This window comes from Paenibacillus sp. FSL F4-0100 (assembly GCF_037993005.1).
Classification (GTDB): Bacteria; Bacillota; Bacilli; order Paenibacillales; family Paenibacillaceae; genus Paenibacillus_AQ.
Window position 1 is genome coordinate 7070658 of the sequence record NZ_CP150303.1, and the last position, 18653, is coordinate 7089310.

Annotated in this window: 12 protein-coding genes; 1 reads left to right on the forward strand and 11 read right to left on the reverse strand. The window is 46.9% G+C overall.

Annotation, left to right across the window (positions count from 1 at the left end):
* Window positions 1–8: 8 nt before the first annotated feature.
* The 11 genes from MHH48_RS32190 to MHH48_RS32240 all read right to left on the reverse strand — a co-directional run bounded on the left by MHH48_RS32190 (window position 9) and on the right by MHH48_RS32240 (window position 16028).
* The gene (locus tag MHH48_RS32190) at window positions 9–1229 is read right to left on the reverse strand and encodes an acetylornithine transaminase (protein WP_076324033.1); all 1221 of its coding nucleotides are present in this window, start codon (window positions 1227–1229) and stop codon (window positions 9–11) included.
* A 265-nt stretch (window positions 1230–1494) separates the two neighbouring features.
* Window positions 1495–2331, reverse strand: coding sequence for an acetylglutamate kinase (gene argB, locus MHH48_RS32195; RefSeq protein WP_076324032.1), 837 nt, complete (start codon window positions 2329–2331; stop codon window positions 1495–1497).
* Window positions 2332–2362: 31 nt separating this feature from the next.
* Complete coding sequence (argJ, locus tag MHH48_RS32200; RefSeq protein WP_076324031.1) at window positions 2363–3589, reverse strand: bifunctional glutamate N-acetyltransferase/amino-acid acetyltransferase ArgJ; 1227 nt, start codon at window positions 3587–3589, stop codon at window positions 2363–2365.
* An 18-nt stretch (window positions 3590–3607) separates the two neighbouring features.
* Entirely contained in the window at window positions 3608–4663 is a 1056-nt protein-coding gene (gene argC, locus MHH48_RS32205; RefSeq protein ID WP_076324030.1) for an N-acetyl-gamma-glutamyl-phosphate reductase, read from the reverse strand.
* A 393-nt stretch (window positions 4664–5056) separates the two neighbouring features.
* A complete protein-coding gene (locus tag MHH48_RS32210) occupies window positions 5057–5626 on the reverse strand; it encodes a GNAT family protein (protein ID WP_076324029.1) in 570 nt (189 codons plus the stop codon).
* A gap of 563 nt (window positions 5627–6189) precedes the next feature.
* Entirely contained in the window at window positions 6190–8889 is a 2700-nt protein-coding gene (locus MHH48_RS32215; RefSeq protein WP_340389203.1) for an IPT/TIG domain-containing protein, read from the reverse strand.
* A gap of 518 nt (window positions 8890–9407) precedes the next feature.
* Window positions 9408–10313 carry a YitT family protein gene (locus MHH48_RS32220; RefSeq protein ID WP_076324026.1) on the reverse strand — a complete coding sequence of 302 codons (906 nt, stop codon included), beginning with the start codon at window positions 10311–10313 and terminating at the stop codon, window positions 9408–9410.
* A gap of 26 nt (window positions 10314–10339) precedes the next feature.
* Window positions 10340–11453 (reverse strand): peptide chain release factor 2 gene (gene prfB, locus MHH48_RS32225; RefSeq protein WP_098749186.1). Its coding sequence is split into 2 segments (ribosomal slippage): window positions 10340–11380 and window positions 11382–11453, totalling 1113 coding nucleotides; the frame shifts between segments, so codons are not numbered across the junction.
* Window positions 11454–11836: 383 nt separating this feature from the next.
* Window positions 11837–14350: a preprotein translocase subunit SecA gene (gene secA, locus MHH48_RS32230; protein ID WP_076324024.1), complete on the reverse strand. Its 2514-nt coding sequence runs from the start codon at window positions 14348–14350 to the stop codon at window positions 11837–11839.
* Window positions 14351–15065: 715 nt separating this feature from the next.
* The gene (gene raiA, locus MHH48_RS32235) at window positions 15066–15632 is read right to left on the reverse strand and encodes a ribosome-associated translation inhibitor RaiA (RefSeq protein ID WP_076324023.1); all 567 of its coding nucleotides are present in this window, start codon (window positions 15630–15632) and stop codon (window positions 15066–15068) included.
* Between the two features lie 198 nt (window positions 15633–15830).
* Window positions 15831–16028: a cold shock domain-containing protein gene (locus MHH48_RS32240; RefSeq protein ID WP_009594275.1), complete on the reverse strand. Its 198-nt coding sequence runs from the start codon at window positions 16026–16028 to the stop codon at window positions 15831–15833.
* 653 nt (window positions 16029–16681) lie between these two features.
* Between MHH48_RS32240 and MHH48_RS32245 the strand changes: the two genes are divergently transcribed.
* Window positions 16682–18610, forward strand: a complete 1929-nt coding sequence (locus MHH48_RS32245; RefSeq protein WP_076324022.1) for a glycosyltransferase — start codon at window positions 16682–16684, stop codon at window positions 18608–18610.
* Window positions 18611–18653: the final 43 nt, after the last annotated feature.

Below are 18653 nucleotides of genomic sequence, written 5' to 3' on the forward strand. Positions count from 1 at the left end.
CGATTCTTCTATGCTTGGCTAACCGCCGTATGCTCATGTATAAGTTCCGTAACAATCGATACCGCCTGGTCAATCTCTTGTTTGGTGACGTACAGATTCGGAAGCAGCCGGATCACATTCGGTCCTGCCGTTACGAACAGCAGCCCGCGGCTCTGTCCTTTTAGTACCAGCTCGCCAACCGGTTCAGCGCATTCGATGCCGATCAGCAAGCCTTTACCCCGGACCGCCTTCACAAAAGGATGACTGCCCAGGCTCTCATTCAGCTTGGTCATCAAATATTCTCCAGCTTCGGCCGCGCGCTGCGGCACGTTGTCCTCGAGCATTGTCTCGATGGTGGCCTGGATGACGGCGCTGGCAATCGGCGTGCCGCCAAACGTCGTCGCATGGCTTCCTGCCGTGAAAGCTTCACGCAAGTAAGCTTTGCCCAGCATCGCACCAACCGGGAACCCGGAACCGAGCCCTTTGGCTACGGTAAAAATATCCGGCTCAATGCCGTAATGCTCGTGCGCAAACAGCTTGCCGGTCCGGCCCATGCCCGTCTGCACCTCATCGACGATCAGCAGCAGTCCGTGCTTCTTGCACAGCCCGGTGACGGCTTGAAGAAATTCCGGATCCACCGGATGCACGCCGCCCTCCGCCTGCACCATTTCGATCATGATGGCGGCGGTGTTGTCGTTAATGGCCGCTTCCAGTGCCGGAAGGTCATGCAGCGGAACGCTTTTGAAGCCTGTCGGAAGCGGAAGGAAGCCTTCCTTTACCTTATCCTGGCCGGTGGCCGTCAGCGTAGCCAACGTCCGTCCATGGAAGGACTGGGTAAACGTAATGACCTCGTAACGCCCCGTTCCCTTCACCTTCTGATGGTAGCGGCGCGCCAGTTTAATGGCCGCTTCGTTCGCTTCCGCCCCGCTGTTGCAGAAGAAAACCGCATCCGCGCAGGTGTTGGCTGTCAGCAGTTCAGCTGCTTTTTCCTGACCGGGAATGTGGAACAGGTTCGAGACATGCCACAATTCATCCAGTTGGGCCTTCAGCTTCTCTTTTACTTTCACCGGAGCATGGCCAAGATTCGTTACCGCCAAACCCGCCATAAAATCAAGATATTTGTTGCCTTGATCGTCCCATAACCAGCTGCCTTCCCCTTTGACCAAGGCGATTGGATATCTGGCATACGTTTGGAACAATGAGCTTTCATTAGCTGCTTTAACACCGCCTGCTGCTGATTCTTTTCCCATGACCTTTACACACTCCTTTGCATATGGCATTGCTTCATGTTTCAGGTTTGAAACGTCTGCGATAAGAGACATCTACTATGCTTACCCAGCACTGCGAATTCGGATCATTCCTCCGATCCCTGTTGCCCACAGAATTTTATTGAATGATATAAGTTAGGATAAATTCCGTGGACAAAGGGGCCCGCTTCGCTTCTACGGAATGATTCCGCCTTCTCCGTTGAAGTTTTTCGGTTTGAATATCAAGCCGTAACCTGTTCATTCCTTATTACATCCGCACGATGCGCGTTCCCAGCACTTCTCCACCCAACACTCGGCTCAGTACATTCGGCTCGCTTCCGTCCACGATGACGACTTCGCTCACTTTGCCGTGAATGCAGCTGATGGCCGCTCTGACCTTCGGTATCATGCCGCCGTAGATTTCGCCTGTCCCGATCATGTCCTCAATCTCCTGCACCGTCAGGGTCGGAAGCACCCGCTTCTCGCCGCCTGCTCCCTTCATGATCCCGGGTACGTCGGTGACAACGATCATCCGGCGCACCCCCAGATGGGAGGCAACGGCACCAGCCGCTGTATCGGCATTAATGTTGTAGCGCTGACCGGATGGATCCACCCCGATCGGTGCAACCACAGGCATATAGCCCATTTCCAGCACGCCGCTCAGAATCGACGACTTCACAAATGTCACATCGCCGACCCAGCCAACCTCCGAATGGTTCATTACCGGTTTGGCCTGGATCAGCCCGCCGTCCGAGCCGGATAAGCCGATGGCAGAGCCGCCCACGCTTTGAATCCGCCTTACGATCTGTTTATTGATGGTGCCCGCAAGGACCATCTCCACGACGTCCAGCACATCCTCCGTCGTCTTGCGCAGCCCATTCACAAACTCGGTCTCAATGCCGAGTTTCTCCAGATTGCCGGAGATCGCGGGTCCGCCGCCATGAACGATAACGGGGTTGACTCCCTTTTGCTGCAGATCCTTCAAATCCTCGAAGAAGCTGTCAGGAAGCGCAGCGAGCGTGCTGCCGCCGCATTTCATGACAAACGTATCTGCACCTGCTGTTTGGACCGGCGACGTATCCTTTTGATCGATCGTGCTCTTCATATCCGTCTCCTCCGTCCTACTGATTATTTATCTACGTACGATAAGCCGCATTAATGCGGACATAGTCATAAGTTAAATCACAGCCCCAGGCCGTAGCCGAGCCATTTCCGATATGCAGCTTCACGTCAATATCCACGGTATCACCCTGGAGGTAAACCAGAGCCGCATCCTCGTCAAAAGCAACGGGCCTTGACTGCTCCAGCACCGAAATTGGACCGATGGCAATATCCACCGTCTCCGGATTGACCGGACGGCCCGCACGGCCGACAGCCGCAATAATGCGTCCCCAGTTAGCATCTGCGCCGAACACCGCAGATTTGACCAGGCTGGAACCAATGATCGTCTTGGCGATGGCTTGCGCGTCATCGTCGCTTTCGGCGCCGTTCACGCGAACTTCGATCAGGCGGGAAGCTCCCTCTCCGTCACGTGCAATCGCCTTCGCCAGCTGCTGGCACACATAATGGAATCCGGCTGCAAATGCATCCCAATCCGGATGCTCCGGCGATAGCACGTCATGTCCTGCCAGGCCGCTGGCCATCGCAACCAGCATATCGTTGGTGCTTGTATCTCCATCCACCGTAATCATATTAAAGGTCAGGTTAGTCGTTTGGCGCAGCAGCAGCTGCAGCGCTTCCTGACCAATGACCGCATCTGTCGTCATGAATCCGAGCATGGTCGCCATGTTCGGATGAATCATCCCCGACCCCTTCGCCGTTCCGGCGATAGTCACCTTCGTACCGTTAACTTGTACGGTGACGCAGGCTTCCTTTTTCACGAGATCGGTTGTCAAAATCGCCTGGCTGAAGCTTTCAGCCCCCTCGCTTCCGCCGCTGAGTCGTGCAGGCAGGCCGGTGATACCCGAGGAAACGCGGTCCATCTTCAGCAGTTCCCCGATGACTCCCGTTGAGGCGACAGCCACATCGTTCTCTTCCAGACCGAATTGTGCAGCCGTGCTAGCTCGCATCGTATAAGCATCCTCTTCACCCTGCTTACCTGTACAGGCATTGGCATTCCCGCTATTGACGACGATCGCGCGAAGCTTGCCGTCCTGCAGGCTTTCACGTGTCACCTTCAGTGGTGCCGCTTGAATGAGGTTTGTCGTATATACAGCAGCCGCCACAGCAGGCACGTCACATACGATGACGCCCAGATCATTACGATCGGTCTTCTTAAGTCCACAGTGGAGTCCAGCAGCTTTAAAGCCTTGCGGCGTTATGATGCTGCCCCCATCAATAATCGCAAACATATTCTCTCCCATGTCTGTATCCCCAGCCGCTTACGGATAAATTGGCGTAAACGTAAGTCCGAGGCTCTCCTCCCATCCCATCATCAAATTCAGGTTTTGGATCGCCTGCCCGGCCGCACCCTTCACCACGTTGTCAATGACCGATATAATGGTCACTCTGTTCGTACGCGCATCCACCGCAAATCCGATATCGCAGAAGTTCGACCCGGTGACTTCTTTTGTCGCAGGCCATACGCCCAAGTCACGGATTCTCACAAACCGGCGGTCCTTGAAATACTGGCGATACAGCTCAATAAAATCCTCTTCCGTATAAGGGCCATTCAGCGTGGCATACATGGTGGTCATGATTCCCCGCGTCATCGGGACCAGATGGGTTGTAAAAGTAACCGTAATCGGTTCGCCAGCTACCTGGGTCAATATCTGCTCAACCTCGGGAATATGCTGGTGCTTATTTACCTTATAGGCTTTAAAATTCTCGTTAATTTCGGCATAATGCGTCATCAAACTCGTTCCCCGGCCTGCACCGGACACGCCGGATTTAGCATCGATAATAAGAGAAGAGGCATCAATCCACCCCGCAGTAATTGCCGGAATCAGCCCGAGCAGCGTTGCTGTCGGATAACAGCCCGGATTGGAGATGAAATCCACATCGCGGACCTCCTCGCCAAACACTTCGCATAGGCCATATACAGCCTTCTCCAAAAGTTCCGCACTCGGAGCCGTGTGCTTATACCACTGTTCATAAACTGCTCCGTCCTTCAAACGAAAATCTCCCGAGAGATCAATGACCTTCAGGCCCGCATCTAGCAGCTCTGGTACCAGCTTGGTACTGACGCCCGAAGGTGTGGCCGCGAACACCAAGTCCGCCACCTCTGCGATTTCCGCTGGATTAACACCATCCAGGTTCCGGGTCATGATATTCGTCAAATGTGGAAAACCATCCGATATCGGTACGCCTGCAGTCGATGAAGAGATTACCGATGTAATCTCAACGCGCGGGTGTGCTTGCAGCAACCGGATCAGTTCCACGCCACCGTAACCGGTAGATCCAACAATAGCAACTTTTACTGTGTTTGTGTCCGTCATTTATCCTCATCCCTCTCCCCAAGGAACAGCCAAAGGACCTTATGCAAGGTCCCATTCATCCATTCCCTTCATCTCTACGTCATGCCCATCCGTTTCCATCCTCCGATCGATTCACATTGCCCCCTGAGCTCTGCCCTTGACGTGGTAAGCCATAGAAATCAAGTGACTGCTGATGCTCTTGATATGGTTTTCCATCGTGAAGCAGTCAGGCTAGTGATGATCTTGTTCGGAAGTATTCTGTCTCCTGCATTAAAACGACGCTTTCGTCATAGGTATTCATTGACTTTATCCGTCTCATAAATATGTATTATTATACGACTGTATTCATATAAATACAATGGATTATTCAAATTTGGTCCCCATTTGCAAATGAATACTAATCGCCTTCAATGTCTAAAGAGTCGATTCATATTCCTCTTTTAGAATGGAATATAATTTGAGGTCCCAATGCTGACCCTTGATCTTGATCCCCTTCCTCAACGTCCCCTCATAGGACATGCCGATCTTCTCCATGACACGCTGAGAGCCGATGTTCCCTTCTATGCAACGAGCTTGGATGCGTACAAGATCCATTTCGCCAAATCCGAGTTTCAGTAACGCGGAGGCTGCTTCCGTCATAAGGCCTTGTCCCCAACAATCCCGCGCGAGTACGTAACCGATCTCCGCACTCTGCTGTTCAGGCTTCCACCACACAAAATCCACCGTCCCCACCAGACGCCCGCTCTCCTTCAGCTCGATCCCCCAAGGGGCAATATCATGCTTGGCATACTGGACTAGTATAAACTGGATGAATTTCTTACTGTCATCGATCGAGCGATGGGTTTCCCATGTTACGTACTTGGCAACCTCATCATCAGAGGCATAGGCATACATCTGATCCGCATCCTGCATCGCTATTCTGCGAAGCCGCAGGCGCTCGGTTTCCAGCACCGGCAAATTAGCAAAGATCTGTTCGATTTCCACAATCCTCCACCCCCTGAACAATATTAGATACCATTATATGCTCTTTACTAGTACAAGGGGCTTAATTGTCCATTCTCTTCAAAATTCTTTTTATATGTGTTAATCATAATCTCAGAAATAATTTATTAAAGTCATTATCATCAAACGCGGTCTAAAACTACGAGTCTTACCCGAAGAAGTAAAAGTGGATAGGACAACGTTCAATCCACAGTTAACTGGACCTGAAGGTTGGGCTTGATGAGAATATAACTGCTTAATTACCCATCGAAACAGAGCATCTTTAATTTGTTCAGGCGTAGATGCAGGAATATCAGAAAAATTAACTTCTTTTGCAGGAAGTAAGTGAATATATACCCCTCTCCGATTTCAGGAATCTCGATTTCATACGAGCGCTCAAAGAGGGCGTATACCCAAACCAAATTCATAATCCCGAACGTTACAAGCAAAGCTAAACGGCCTCATCCGATGGAATTCAGGACCAAGGCCGCTTAATTGATTTTTATTTTTTATACTATCTACTTGACGGAATGCAGTTCAAATTCAAGGCACCCTTTTTCAATGTGTTAGTTATACGTATATCCTCCTATAAGCTGGGCACTTTTCCCATCAGGGTTGATAATAGTTATGTCGACCATACCTGAACTAATACCGGCTGGTACTTTTACTCTTAGTTGATTACTACTGACAAAGGTTGTTGCAGCAACTTGTACATTGCCAAATTGGGCATTTACACCGTTCAAAAAGTTTGCACCATTAATAACTACAACGTTCCCTCCCGTAAGTACTCCACTATTGGGACTGATGCTCGTTATGACTGGAGCGGGGGCTGGGGCAGGTAGCGTATAAGTATAACCATCTAACAGTACTGCAACTTGACCATCTGGATTAGTAACTTTTATGTCCACTGATCCTGCTGAGGATGCTGCTGGTACTTTTACTCTTAATAGTGTCGATCTCACAAATGTAGCTGGAACCTCAGTGGTACCAAATTGGGCTGTAGCCCCACTTACAAAATTACTGCCATTAATGTCAATTAAATTGTTACCCGTCACTAAACCAGAACTTGGGCTCAGGCTTGAAATGGTTGGAGCTGGAAACACTTGTTCAACATATTTATATCCATTTGACAGTACTGCAACTTGACCATCTGGATTAGTAACTTTTATGTCCACTGATCCTGCTGAGGATGCTGCTGGTACCTTTGCTCTTAATAGTGTCGATCTCACAAATGTAGCTGGAACTTCAGTGGTACCAAATTGGGCTGTAGCCCCACTTACAAAATTACTGCCATTAATTTCAATTACATTGTTACCCGTCACTAAACCAGAACTTGGGCTCATGCCTGAAATGGTTGGAGCCGGAAACACTTGTTCAACATATTTATATCCATTTGACAGTACTGCGACTTGACCATCTGGATTAGTAACTTTAATGTCTACTGATCGTGCTGAGGACGCTGCTGGTACCTTTGCTCTTAATAGTGTCGAACTCACGAATGTAGCTGGAACTTCAGTGGTACCAAATTGGGCTGTAGCCCCACTTACAAAATTACTGCCATTAATTTCAATTACATTGTTACCCGTCACTAAACCAGAACTTGGGCTCATGCCTGAAATGGTTGGAGCCGGAAACACTTGTTCAACATATTTATATCCATTTGACAGTACTGCGACTTGACCATCTGGATTAGTAACTTTAATGTCTACTGATCGTGCTGAGGACGCTGCTGGTACCTTTGCTCTTAATAGTGTCGAACTCACGAATGTAGCTGGAACTTCAGTGGTACCAAATTGGGCTTTAGCCCCATTCACAAAATTACTACCATTAATTTCAATTACATTGTTACCTGCCACCAAACCATAATTCGGACTCAGACCTGAGATGGTAGGAGCAGGCCCCGCTCCTTGTTGCGTATACGTATATCCATTTGACAGTACTGCAACTTGACCATCTGGATTAGTGATTTTTACGTTTACTGATCCTTCAGAGGATGCCGCTGGTACCCATACTCTTAATTTTGTCGAACTCACGAATGTAGTCGCAACTTCGGTGGTACCAAATTGAGCTTTAGCCCCACTTACAAAATTACTGCCATTAATGTCAATTAAATTGTTACCTGCCACTAAACCATAATTCGGACTCAGACCAGAAATGAAGGGCGTCAAAATCTTCACAGGAGGTGACCAGAGACTTTCATTGTTAGATGATAAAGCTCTAACTGCAAAAGTGTACTCCTTGTTAGATTCAATGCCGGCGGGCACAAATTCAGTTACATTACCAACCTGTACTATTAAGCCATTAAAATCGACTTCATAACTTTCAGCTCCTTCTACGGGTAACCAATTTAATTGGAGCGTTGAAGATGTTGTAGAATAAGTTACTTCAGGAGTCTGTAGTTTGGTTCTGAAAATCAAATACTGACTCCATGGTCCTGAACCCAAGTCATTCTTCGCTCTAATTCTTGCTTGATACTCCGTGTTGGGAGGCATATTTTTCAACTCAATAGAATTAGAATTAGAAAAGATCGTATCACTATTGAATTCAACTTCATACTCTAATCCATAAGGAACACTGTTCCAACTGATTTTTGCTTTATTATCTTGAATTTCTGACAACCGTAATTGAGGTTGAACGGAAGGGATTTCTAAACTATTGCTACCTTCTGTTGCATTAATAATTTCAAACTTTTCAGCCTTACCATAATAATAAGGGTTTAGATTAGATACAAAGTCAACAACTTTACCCGTATCCGCGTTAATAATGAGATATGAATCTCCATCTGACGGGAAAGTGGTACTTCCGTCATAATCAGTATATCTAGGAGTGTAATTACCGAAAACATCTTTAAAGCTGATATTCCATTCACCAGCCGAAAACTGTGCTTCTCTACAAGACATCAGGATATGCCCTACTTTTAGAACAAAGGCATGCGGGACATCTTGAGCATAGTTTGATTTAAAACTAGCAAATTGTACTGATTTAATTTCACTGATCCCGTCTATAAATTGTACGTTCTGCTCTCTAGTAAACGAACCTCCAACCCATGTATTCTCCAACAATCGATTCCAAGTTATTTGTTTATTGTTTGAAATCTTTATACCATTTACAAAATATTCTCCAACAGAGTCTCTCATTAAAATTTGGTCTCCGTTAGTCGAACTATATATCACCTGTTCCCCAGCTGCATTTACTTGGGATTGTCCTAAAAATAAAAAAACAGTAACAAAAAAAAATAAAAACACACTAATTTTTTTTCCAAACAAAATTAATCATCCTCTCTTTTTTAAAATTTCTAAATAAATAGACAGAAACTTTCTTTTTCTTAATAGTAATATCGGTTCCATGAAAAATTAATTAACAGGACGAAATAAATTCCAGAGTCTTCTAAGGTGAGATGGACAAAGGGTTGGGGTTAGAGAAGTTACACAACGATCATGCTAATTCTAAGTATTTTCGACTCTGTAGTAGGCCAAACGGAGTAACTCATTTGACCATTCGAAAAAACAGAAGAGTGAACACCAGCTGTTCGAGATTATCTATTAGAAAAACAAAGGAGAATTGAAGGTCATAGGTCACGCCCCTACCGAAAAGCCGATCCAATAAAAAAACGTTTATCGACGTGCTTCACAGATACCAGACCGCGTTTAGAGGAAGTTTTTTTGCATTTGTCGAATGGTTCAGCTTCGCTGTATACATTCTATAACCCCAAAAAAGAGACGGTGATATCACCGTCTCTCATACCGCCGAGAATGTCCTGGCAGCTGTATTTTATCTTATTGTGTTACGCCTTAATATTGCGGAAGCCTTCACCCAATACCTCATGGGCATTACTAATGATGACAAACGCATTCGGGTCCACCGATTGCACCACCGTTTTCAGACGGGGAATTTCACTTTGTCCGACTACGACCATCAGAACTGTCCGGTGTTCACCCGTATAGCCTCCCTCTGCGGTCAGCTTGGTTAGTCCACGGTCAAGATCCTCGAGAATGGCCTTCGTTATCGGCTCCGTATGATCGGATATAATGTAAGCCACCTTGGTGAAGCTAAAGCCCAGCTCAATGGCATCAATCACTTTGCCTGTCACGTACAGTCCAATGAGAGCATACAACGCCTGCTCCAGTGACAGCACGAGGGCTGCCGAGGAGATCACAATCGCATCCAAGAGCACGACGCAGACAGAAAAGCTGAGGCCGCTGTATTTTTGCAAAAGCTGAGCCACGATGGTCAATCCACCAGTTGAACCCCTGCCGCGATAGACCAGCCCCATGCCGATACCGACGCCGATCCCACCATAGATGGAAGCCAAGAGCGGATTGGAGGTTGGAATCGGCCAGTCCTTGGTCAAAAAGACGAACAACGGCAAAATCACGCTTCCCAGCAGGGAACGGATGCCGTAATCGCGCCCAAGGAGCCAGAAGCCAAGCACAAACAAGGGGATATTCAGCGCCCACTGCGTAAATGCCGGTTCAATGCCGAGCCATGCTTGCGCAAGAACGGACAATCCGGACACACCGCCAGAGGCGATGTGGTTGGGCAGGAAAAACAGGTTAAATGACAGCGCCATAATAAAGGAGCCGATGATGATAAAAACGGTGTCCACCGTCTGTCGAAGGGGACCGTTGATCGGAATCAGGGGTTCTCTTTTTCTTTTGTTAATCGATGGATTACCAGCGGATTGCGCCATAGCTCTTCAAATCTCTCCTCAACGTCCTACTCGACTTCCAGCTTGATCTGACTGCGCAAATATCCATCGATAAAAGCATCCAGATCCCCGTCCATGACGGCTCCTATATTACCGGTCTCCACCTGTGTACGATGGTCTTTCACCATGCTGTACGGATGGAATACATACGAACGGATCTGGCTGCCCCATGCGATGTCGGACTGCTCGCCGCGAATTTCCGCCAATTCCCTCTGCTGCTCTTCGATCTTGCGCTCATAGAGCTTGGAACGAAGCATGGTCATCGCACGCTCACGGTTCTTGATCTGGGACCGTTCATTCTGACAGGTTACGACCACTCCTGTTGGCAAGTGAGTGATCCGTACGGCCGAGTCCGTCGTATTGATATGCTGACCACCGGCACCGCTCGCACGGTAAGTATCAATCTTCAGGTCCTCCGTCCGGATGTCCAGTTCAATCTCATCGTTAATCTCAGGAACGACGTCACAGGACACAAATGAGGTATGGCGACGGCCGGAAGAATCGAACGGGGAGATCCGAACCAGGCGATGCACCCCTTTTTCGGCCTTCAAATACCCATAAGCATTGTAGCCCTTAATGAGTAGCGTCACGCTCTTAATTCCCGCTTCATCCCCGGGCAGGTAATCCAGCGTCTCCACCTTGAAGCCGCGTTTCTCCGCCCAACGCGTATACATGCGATGCAGCATTTGGCCCCAGTCCTGAGACTCGGTTCCCCCCGCGCCCGGATGCAGCTCAAGGATGGCATTCATTTTATCGTAAGGCTGGTTCAACAGCAGTTGGAGTTCAAACTCTTCTACACGCCCAACCAGGTCCTTGATCGTTTCTCCGATTTCTCCTGCAAGGGAGTCATCGCCTTCTTCATCCGCCAGCTCGATCATCACGACGGCATCATCGTAATCCACCTGCAGCTTCTGATAGTGATCCACCGATGACTTCACGGCATTCATCTCGGTAATAAGCGCCTGAGCCTTCTCATTGTCATCCCAGAAATCCGGGGCTGCCATCTTCTCCTCAAAGTTCTCAATCATCTCCTGCTTTAAACTTAAGTCAAAGAGACCCCCTAAGATTGGTTAGTTTCTTGCTAATTTCACGCAGGTCCTGCTTCACACTTGGATCGATCATGAGTCCTCGTCCTTTCTTATCTACATGTAATAATTTCAGTATACCCTCTCCTGCATGGAAAACGTTCCATTTAAGAGAAAATCCACGTCACATCGCTTCACAAAATATTTCGCTGTTTATTCAGATAAACTCCCTTAAACGCAGCAGTGATTTCGGATCACGGTGGAATAGACCACAGTCACCCGGTTCATCTGCCGCTCTTAAGGGAGTTGAAAAGTTCGCGCCCATAACCTGGACGGGCTATATAAGGATGATCGAAGTTTACAGTAATGCTGATCAATTTCAATCATCGCAAGAAAAATATCCTCTAAACGCGGTCTTGCTTCTGTGAAAGCACATCGATGGACATTTTTCTTATATTCATCACCACTTGGCTAGATTGATTAAGCGTTCTGTCCATGGCAGTGCTTATACTTCTTGCCGCTGCCGCAAGGGCATGCATCATTCCGGCCGATCTGTTCAGCCACCTGGACTGGTCGCTTCTCGGCAGGTTCGCTGCTGCTGTTCGTGGAGACTTTATTCTCGTCCACAACTGCTTGACGCTCCTGGTTTGTCGCGATTTGGGCCTTCATGATGTACGTCGCCACTTCTTCTTGGATTGTCGCAATCATGGCATTAAACATCTCGAAGCCTTCGAATTGGTATTCGCGAAGCGGATCGGTACCGCCGTATGCACGGAGGTGGATACCTTGACGCAACTGGTCCATCGCATCGATATGATCCATCCACTTGCTATCCACCGAACGCAGCACGATAACTTTTTCGAACTCGCGTACCATTTCTTCGCCGATGGCTTGCTCACGCTCTTCGTACTTCTTCATCACGCGCTCGAAGATATACTCGGTAATCTCTTCGGCTTCTTTGCCCCACAGATCTTCGCGAGTGACGGAACCTTCGTCCAGCAGCTTGCTGTTGACGTAGTCTGCCACTTCTTGCAGTTCCCAGTTCTCCGGAATATCATCGCTGCAGTGAGCCTGCACAACACGATCAATGACCGGCTTAATCATCTCTACAACGATTTGCTTAATGTCTTGGGACTCCAAGATCTCGCGGCGCTGTTTGTAGATGATCTCACGCTGTTGGTTCATGACGTCATCATATTGGAGAACAACTTTACGCATATCGAAGTTGTTGCCTTCTACCCGCTTCTGCGCGGATTCAACCGCACGGGTAATCATTTTGCTCTCTATCGGCTGATCTTCTTCAAAACCAAGACGATCCATCATATTCAGCACGTTGTCTGTACCAAAACGTTTCATCAGCTCATCGCCGAGGGACAGGTAGAACTGAGTTGACCCCGGGTCACCCTGACGACCGGCACGACCACGCAACTGGTTATCGATCCGGCGCGATTCGTGACGTTCTGTACCGATAATGTGAAGTCCGCCAATATCTTGTACGCCTTCACCAAGCAAAATATCCGTACCGCGTCCCGCCATATTTGTCGCGATCGTTACCGATCCCGGCTGACCGGCGCGTGAGATGATTTCCGCTTCCTCCGCATGGTACTTCGCATTCAGAACTTTATGCTGGACGCCTTTGCGCTTCAGCAGCTCCGATAAACGCTCGGAGTTCTCAATGGAAACTGTACCTACCAGAATTGGTTGGTTCTTTTTGTGACGTTCTACGATCTCAGCTACAACCGCCTTAAACTTGCCCTCTTCGCTCTTGTAAACCACATCCGGCATGTCGACACGCTGATTCGGTTTGTTCGTAGGAATTTGCAGCACTTCAAGACCATAAATCTTCTTGAATTCTTCTTCCTCGGTTTTCGCCGTACCAGTCATACCTGCCAGCTTGCGATACATCCGGAAGTAGTTCTGGAAGGTGATCGTTGCAAGGGTCATACTCTCGTTCTGAACCTCGATGCCTTCCTTTGCTTCAATCGCCTGGTGGAGACCGTCGCTATAACGGCGTCCAGCCATCAGACGTCCCGTGAATTCGTCAACGATAACCACTTCGTCGTCGGTAACAACGTAATCCACATCGCGGCGCATGATCACGTTCGCTTTCAGCGCTTGTACAATGTGGTGGTTCAATGTTACATGGTTATGGTCATACAAGTTGTCGATACCGAAGGAACGCTCCGCTAGCGCCACGCCTTTTTCGGTTAAGGCCACGGATTTGACCTTAATGTCTACCGTATAATCCTCTTCCGCAGTCAGACGCTTCACAAAACGGTCGGCTGCAAAATACAGCTCGGTCGATTTCTGAGCTTGTCCCGAGATGATGAGCGGCGTACGCGCTTCGTCAACCAGGATGGAGTCCACTTCATCAATGATACAGAAATAGAGCGGACGCTGAACCATCTGCTCTTTGTAGAGGACCATGTTGTCCCGCAGATAGTCAAAGCCAAACTCATTGTTCGTACCATACGTAATATCGCAAGCATACGCCTGCTGTTTATCCGGGTGTTCCATACCGCTCAGGTTAACCCCGACCGTCATTCCCAGGAAATTATATATTTGCGCCATCTCTTGGCTGTCACGCTGTGCCAGATAATCATTGACCGTTACAACGTGAACACCTTTGCCAAGCAGGGCATTTAAGTAAACCGGCAGCGTACCTACAAGGGTCTTACCTTCACCGGTCTTCATCTCTGCAATTCTGCCTTCGTGGAGGGCCATTCCTCCAATCAGCTGCACGTCATAGTGACGCTTGCCAAGTGTCCGTCTGGAAGCTTCACGAACTGTCGCAAACGCTTCAGGAAGCAATTCCTCCAGCGTCTCACCTTTCTCGATCCGTGCACGGAACTCTTCGGTTTTGGCTTGCAGCTGCTCATCGGAGAGCTTCTCAAAATCCGGTTCCAGTTTGTTGATTACATCGACCGTCTTCATGAGACGTTTGACATCACGCTCGTTGGTGTCGCCGAAAATCTTTTTGACAAGTCCTAGCATGGTTAACCCCTTTCGTGCAAAACAAGTGATAGAATCAACTTCATTAAATGCCAAAGGGTTAAATGATGAAATCGATTCATTGATTCCTTATGATGGTCCCATTTGATGCAGGCTAAAAAGCCCGTCCCATAAAATGAGGGTTTGCATAAATTGTAACAGTTTGTAAGGGATGCCGCAACAATATGTGCTATCACAAGAGATGTCTGTTACGTGAAGCCCTACTCTATGAGACGCGGGAAGGCTCAAAAAAGTTGCGTCGAGCATTTACCCAGCTTTAAACAATGGAATTATATTCATTTCACAAACAAAACACCACATCTAAATAAGTGTGAAATATTCATCTCCCATTGTCCAGAAATAACAAAGACTCCGCCCCGGTGATGCTCTTCAATCATGGCTAACCGAACGCGAATCCTCTTATATAGGAAGTCCTTAAGACGTTATACCTGAAGCTGTTTAAGAAACGGCCCTGAAGTCCCCTATAAGTCGTCTCATTAAAATAATGGTTGCACTATTCAGCATACTCTGATGGGTTTACCATCAAATACCACCATCTTTACGATGCCTACCGCATCAAAAACGTATATATCCAAATAAAGAGCCCCACCCGCTTACACGGATGAAGGCTCATCTTACATTTCAATTTCATTTCACCGTTTTAAAGTTCGAATCAGGTCCAGCTACTTCTGCATTCCGCTTGGAATGCCGCTTAAGCTTAATCCCGCTCGATCAATCCGTACTTGCCGTCATCACGCTTGTAAACGACATTTACTTCCTGTGTGTCAATGTTGGAAAATACGAAGAAATTATGGCCTACCATGTTCATCTGCAGGATCGCTTCTTCCACGTCCATCGGCTTCATGGTAAAACGTTTCGTACGGACAACTTCGTAACTGTCATCGTCATACTCGACTTGCTCTGCCTCCATCTGACTGGTTGCCGCTGCTCCGTTCGTCGCAATGAGCGTTTTCAAGCCGCCCTCTTGTCTGATCTTACGGTTCAGCTTGGTTTTGTGCTTGCGAATCTGACGTTCCAACTTGTCCACAACAGCGTCAATGGAAGCGTACATATCGTCGCTTCGGTCTTCCGCACGCAGTACCACGCCTGTGAGCGGAATGGTCACTTCCACTGTGTGCAATCCTCGAATGACATTCAGTGTGACATATCCTTCAGAGGTGGGGGGTGCATCAAAATACTTATCTAGCCTGCTGAGTTTCTTGTCAACATAGTCCTTCAAAGCATCGGTCACTTCAATTTGTTGACCTCGGATAGTGAATTGCATTGGGCACTCCTCCTTTGCACCTTCATTATAGCATTTTGTTAAGGCTATGTAAAAAGTCAGAATTGTGAATTTTAGCACAATATTTTTCAGGGAACGACGCACAGAAAAAGACTCCGGACAAACCGGAGTCTTGGGCTAGCGAATCTCGAATTGTTAACCATCTATACCGTTTATGTAGGTCGGCTGTGCCGGGGATGATTATAATTTGATTACGTTAGCTGCTTGCGGGCCACGAGCGCCTTCAACGATCTCGAATTCTACGGATTGTCCTTCTTCCAGAGTCTTGAAGCCCTCGGATTGGATCGCGGAGAAGTGTACGAATACGTCGCCGCCGTCCTCAGTCTCGATGAAGCCATAACCTTTCTCTGCGTTGAACCATTTCACTTTACCTTGCATGCACTAACATTCCCTTCATTGTCAAATAAAGTGTGACACTAATTGTCCACATTTCCGACTATAGCACCCGCCTTATCCACTGTCAATTACCAAAGAAAAGGTTTTCTTTTGCAAAAAAAACGGAAAAATGTCGACTTGGCTTTATGACTGAGTTGGCGGGTACTGCCGAAATATGCTTTATCGGTATTTACCCAGCAGCGGAGGGGGGTGAAACATCCAATTGCCAATAAATCTGACAAAGGAACCAAGCTATGGTTTTCGCGCCCTCCGACCATCACCTGCCACTGAAAAATCCGTCTCCTGGAAAAAGGAACATTCTTCAAGGAAATTGAAGAGTCTGTACCTTTTTTGCTGTATAATCAAGATATCATGAAAAGCAGGTGAGAGTGGATGAGACGCTGACTATATCTACGTCTCATCCGCTACAATCCTTTCCGCAGGTAAATCGGTTCTAGGATTTTCGGAACTTGTGCATTCAGTTTAATGCTGCATTAGTTTGTTGAGAATACTTGCTTATGTTCCACCTTAGAATCGTGGAACGCGTCTACTTAATGAAACTGTTAAGTTTTTAAAAGTATTTTTGGAGGAAATGACCTCCTCGAAAAGAATATTTAGAGTATAGACCATAGAATTATAGCTCAACAGGAGGATATATGGAGAATTTGATTTCATTGTGCATGATCGTAAAAGACGAGGAAAAGGTGATTTCACGTTGTTTAGATAGCGTGCAAGGACTTGTCGATGAGATCATCATTATTGATACCGGTTCCGTTGATAATACAAAGACAGTCGCTCGAAGGTATACTAACCATGTCTATGACTTTGAATGGATCAACGATTTTTCTGCCGCCAGAAATGAATCATTACGTTATGCCACCGGAAAATGGATATTGGTACTAGATGCAGATGAATACATGAACTCATCCGATATCGAGGGATTAATAACCGACCTGCGGGCAACTCCCACTGACAAAGATTCTCTTAAGTCATTCATGCTGCCTATTCATAATTTTACCGGACAAACCGTTGATCCCTCCAGAGTAATGATCTCGCAAGGGGCTCGAATATTCGAGAATCAAAAAGGGATATACTACAGCAACCCTATTCACGAGCAACTCACCTCGGATCACCGTAAAATTACATTTAATAATCTCCCTTATCCGATCTTTCACGACGGATACACAGAAATACGAGTCGAGAGTCACAACAAGACAGAGCGCAACCTGTCCATTCTAGAGTCTATGAAGACAGAAGAAAAACTTCGTGATCCTTACTTTTGTTTTATATTGGGAAATGCCTGTACCAGCGACAATCAACTGGAAAGAGCCATCCAGCTTTATCGAACAAGTATTGCTTCGAGCGCTCCTAGTCATTCATGGTATGTCCATCTGCTAGATAACTTAATTTCGACTGAAATAAAATTAAATAATTATGTCGAGGCATACCATCTCATTCTACAGGCAATGACAGGATACCCCGGAATTTCCGATTATTATTGCCATCTCGGTATTCTTTACGAACAATTCGGGATGTTTCAACAAGCTATCAATAATTTCGAACAAGCTTTAGCCCTCGCCGAAACGGCGGTCCGTCAAAATCGTCCCTATTGGAATGTCCAACCTTCCTACGGTTCTACAGTTCCGCTGCAAATGTTGTTTAATTTGCATGTTCAGTTAGGAAACAAGACGGACGCTGTTCGATACGGTGTCCAATTGCTTCAAATTCAGCCTAAAAACTATACGGTTCTGCAACAAGTATGGGAGCTGCTTATTCAGGCTGAGCAAGACGAAGAAGCCATTATCCGGTTGTTTCAAACGGTTTATCCTAATCCTACAGCCATTGAATACGCCGCCTTATTTCTCGTTGCACTACGAACCGGCTCTCGATCGCTAAGTTCATATTATCATAAGAAACTGGTAATAGATGTTTCTCCTAATGATGCTTTGACCTATCATTTACTACAACATGAAGAAAAACCGTCCAAACTTACGATTGATATGAAGTTAGATGCTTCTATCGCCTTAATGGCGGCCGTTCTATATAATGATCCACAATATTTAACAGCTATTACTGAATACCGGGAGTCTGCACTAGAGCTTTGGAGCCATCACAATGCTCTTCTAGCAAGTCCGGATATTCCTCCTCAATTAACGGATGCCGCATCCGAGTTGCTTGCTAAGACACTTTTCATTTTATTAAGATATTCATATAACGACATTTATTTTCACTGGCTTCAATCGATGGCAACCGCAGATACAATTAATATACTTGCTAATCTAATGTACGAATATGGCTACTATGAACCAGCAGTTGAATTGTATGCGATTCTATTGGATAATGAGGCATTATCAAACAAAAGTATGGTTAATATAGGACAATGGCATTTTATCAGTAATAATTCTGATGATGGCTACTTGTTCGTAAATACTGCGTTTGATCATGAAGAAGATTTATCTATAATTGGCTGGGTTTTTAACTATTGTTCCAAAAACCAATATGAACAGTTTCTTAAACGTTATCTCGAAACTTTTCCTAACTTTATTAATCTTCCATTCTTGATACAACCAGCAAAGAATTTATAGTACCACCGAACAAAGAAGATCAGGTTGAGGTATTTACCTCAAC